Here is a 716-nt window from a genome sequence, read left to right as displayed (position 1 = left end):
GCCGACGCCGAGCGCGACGTGCGCGGTTTCTCGGTGAAGTTCTACACCGAAGAGGGCAATTGGGACGTCGTCGGCAACAACACGCCGGTCTTCTTCGTGCGCGATCCGTTGAAGTTTCCCGACTTCATCCGCACCCAGAAGCGCCACCCGTCGACCAATCTGCGCAGCCCGACGGCCATGTGGGATTTCTGGAGCCTGTCGCCCGAGAGCCTCCATCAGGTCACAATCCTGTTCTCGGACCGCGGCCTTCCGCAGAGCTACCGCTTCGTGCACGGGTTCGGATCGCACACCTATTCCTTCCTGAACGATGCTGGCGAACGACATTGGGTGAAATTCCACTTCAAGTCGCTCCAGGGCATCAAGAACTGGACGAACCGCGAAGCCGAGGCTGTCGTCGCCAAGGACCGCGAGAGCGCTCAGCGCGATCTCTATGAGGCGATCGAGAAGGGGGATTATCCGCGCTGGCGCGTGTGCGTTCAGATCATGCCGGAGACGGATGCGGACAAGACCGCCTACAACCCGTTCGATCTGACCAAGGTGTGGCCACACGCGGATTATCCGCTGCAGGAAGTCGGCATTCTCGAACTCAACCGGAATGCCCAGCACTACTTCGCCGAAGTCGAGCAGGCGTCGTTCTCGCCGTCGAACATCGTGCCCGGCATCGGCTTCTCGCCGGACAAGATGCTGCAAGGCCGCATTTTCGCGTATGCCGATGC

Annotated in this window: 1 protein-coding gene; it reads left to right on the top strand. The window is 61.0% G+C overall.

All coding sequences use genetic code 11. The annotated features are described in order from the left end of the window. Positions 1-716: catalase (locus tag AC1DT3_RS23245; RefSeq protein ID WP_477467515.1), on the top strand; the 716-nt coding region annotated here is incomplete at both ends.

This window comes from Microvirga sp. P4_G7, from assembly GCF_056401005.1.
The sequence above is the reverse complement of the archived record's forward strand: the minus strand, read 5'-3'. Positions and strand labels throughout refer to the sequence as shown.